Origin of the sequence: Sporosarcina sp. BP05 (assembly GCF_014282005.1) — a bacterium.
GTDB lineage: Bacteria > Bacillota > Bacilli > Bacillales_A > Planococcaceae > Sporosarcina.
Genome location: NZ_JACFTD010000051.1, coordinates 1 through 2,382, shown reverse-complemented (window position 1 = coordinate 2,382; position 2,382 = coordinate 1). Strand labels below are relative to the sequence as shown.

Below are 2,382 nucleotides of genomic sequence, written 5' to 3'. Positions count from 1 at the left end.
GAACAGAGTAATCTAAAAAGATTCTTCTATTTACATAAATTTATTTTTGTAAAGTAATTCAACAAATCTCTCGTTCAGTGAATCCCTCATCAATTTAGAATGGAATTTCTTCTTTAAAAGCCTTTGTGTATTTCTCAATCAGTTTTTTTCTTTCTTCATCATTACTAAACTGAATATCTCCACCGACAGGGATTACAGTGTGCCAATTTTCTTCTTTTAAGTACCTTGTTGCAAATAAATACGTTTGTTCTTCTAATAAAAGTTTATCATCTTCCATTAGAAACAAATATTCTCCTTCGTACCCACCTTGTTGATTCACTTTAACTGTACCGTTCAATTCGCCCTTAATATTATCAATTACCTCGACCTCGAATTGTGTTTCTGGATAACCGTTTAATGATTTTGTGCCAACTTGTTTTATGACCTTTCCTAAAAATACATTATCTGAAAAACCTACAACTTCTCTTGGATTGTATATATCAATGACAGAATTTGTTTCCATTGTTTTAATGATTGGGTTTTCTGGAGGATTATTTGTAATGAAGTTAGGTACGAAAATCCCTAATGCCAAAGAAGCTGCTATTGCAGGTCCTATAATGAAAGACCATTTACGTTTAGAATTCCCTATCTCTAACTTCGCCTTTGAAACTCCCATTTTGCTTCTTTCACTTAGCTCTTTTGGTATTTCAATTCTACTCATTTCTTGCTTAATATTATTGCCCATATACACCATCTCCTTTCAAATCTTTACGGAGCTTGTTTAAAGCTCTGTATAAAACTGTTTTTGCCGTGCCTAGAGGAATATCGAGTGCTTCCGATACTTCTTTAATCGTCAAACCTACGAAAAATCTTAAAATTATAACACTTTTCTCATCTTCATTTAAATGTTCGATTAAGTCTCGAACCGTCATTTTTAAATCAATATCTTCATTGACATCTCCCGATATAAACTCTTCAAATCCTGGCTTTAATTGAACTAGATTTTTTTGCTTTCGAAGTAAATCAATAGCACAACTAATTGCAATTCTTATTAACCAGGTTTTAAAGTATTTAGGTTCTTTAAGATTTTTGATTGATTTAAATGAACGGTATGCTGTCTCTTGAACAACATCAAGAGCATCACTTTGGTTCTTTACATATACAAAAGCCATTCTATAAATATCTTGTTCGTATTCCTGAAATAATGTTAAAAACGCTTTATCATTACCTTTTTGAGCCTTTTTCACTAAATCCAACAAACAATACCACCTCCCTTATTACCTTTCATTCATTAGACGGACAGTTTATTGATTTGGCTTTAATTCCTTATAAAAAAATAATCGTCCTGTATGTAGAAGGACGATAGAATGACATTTGCTTAGTTTTTTTCTGATATTTCTTCTTCCACTAAACTGCCCCTTTAGTTGAAGAAGAATAAAGGCTGTCTACTGACAGCCTTGTACTGCTAAAGCACCCGTTAGTTGAAGAAGGTTAGACATTAAAATTACTCGTTTCAATAAGTATTCCTTCCTTATCAAGCCTTTTGTAATTGTAAGGAATATGGCTTAATTTCTCGTATTTTTCATTCCAAATTATATTTACGAAAGAATAGGGTTCTTTTAAAAAATGGGTAGGAGACGCGTTATCGTAACGAAAACATTCATTCGGGTATGTTTTTTCGAACCCAAATAATTTCAGTACATCTTCTTCGAATGCAATTCCACCGATTTTAAACTCATAAATGGAATACAATTCTTTAAGAAAACCTGTAAAGCCTGTAAATTCCTCTTTCATTATTCCAACTTGGTCACATTCTGGTTCATCATTTTCATCTCCATAAAACCAAAAATTGACCATTAGTGCATTTGGAGAAACCACTTCTAATTGTAATGTCGCCTTACGTTTCCTTAATAAATAGACATATAATCTTAATCTTAATGAGTGCAAGTTAATGGTATGCGGATTTTCTTCATCATAGGGATAACCTCTATTAAAAAAATCAATAATTTCATCAACGTTTTCGTCAACAATTTCAATTTTATTTGTAACCTTTGATAAATTATTAATAATATCCTGTACTGTTTTCGTTTTCTCTTCTTTAAGTTCCAATAAGAAACTAACTTCGAGGAAAGGACCTCCTTGCAACCATTGGGACCACTCCATCTATAATTCCTCCTAAATCATTGAATAAATATAAATTATACATTCTATTTTCTTGTTCAACTAACCTGCTGCTTAGTTGAACAAGAAATTAAATGATCCGTCCGTAAACATTGATTCAATTACTCAAATGGATTGTATCACGTATACACACCAGCTTTACATAACACCCGTTCACGGAAGTAGTTAACTCCATTACGCAATAAGAAAAAGCCACCCTGTGAAGGCAGCCGATTGTCAAAC

Annotated in this window: 3 protein-coding genes; all 3 read right to left on the bottom strand. The window is 32.3% G+C overall.

What is annotated here, in order from left to right; translation table 11 throughout:
• Nucleotides 1-94 precede the first annotated feature (94 nt).
• Nucleotides 95-724: a hypothetical protein gene (locus H2672_RS18995; RefSeq protein WP_186673954.1), complete on the bottom strand. Its 630-nt coding sequence runs from the start codon at nucleotides 722-724 to the stop codon at nucleotides 95-97.
• Nucleotides 714-1,238: a sigma-70 family RNA polymerase sigma factor gene (locus H2672_RS18990; RefSeq protein WP_186673953.1), complete on the bottom strand. Its 525-nt coding sequence runs from the start codon at nucleotides 1,236-1,238 to the stop codon at nucleotides 714-716. Before H2672_RS18990 ends, H2672_RS18995 begins: the two co-directional genes overlap by 11 nt.
• A 232-nt stretch (nucleotides 1,239-1,470) precedes the next feature.
• A complete protein-coding gene (locus H2672_RS18985) occupies nucleotides 1,471-2,142 on the bottom strand; it encodes a hypothetical protein (protein WP_186673952.1) in 672 nt (223 codons plus the stop codon).
• Between the last annotated feature and the right edge of the window lie 240 nt (nucleotides 2,143-2,382).

Coding starts and splice junctions, on each gene's coding strand:
- H2672_RS18995 (WP_186673954.1), bottom strand. CDS start 724: ATGGGCAATAATATTAAGCAAGAAATGAGTAGAATTGAAATACCAAAA.
- H2672_RS18985 (WP_186673952.1), bottom strand. CDS start 2,142: ATGGAGTGGTCCCAATGGTTGCAAGGAGGTCCTTTCCTCGAAGTTAGT.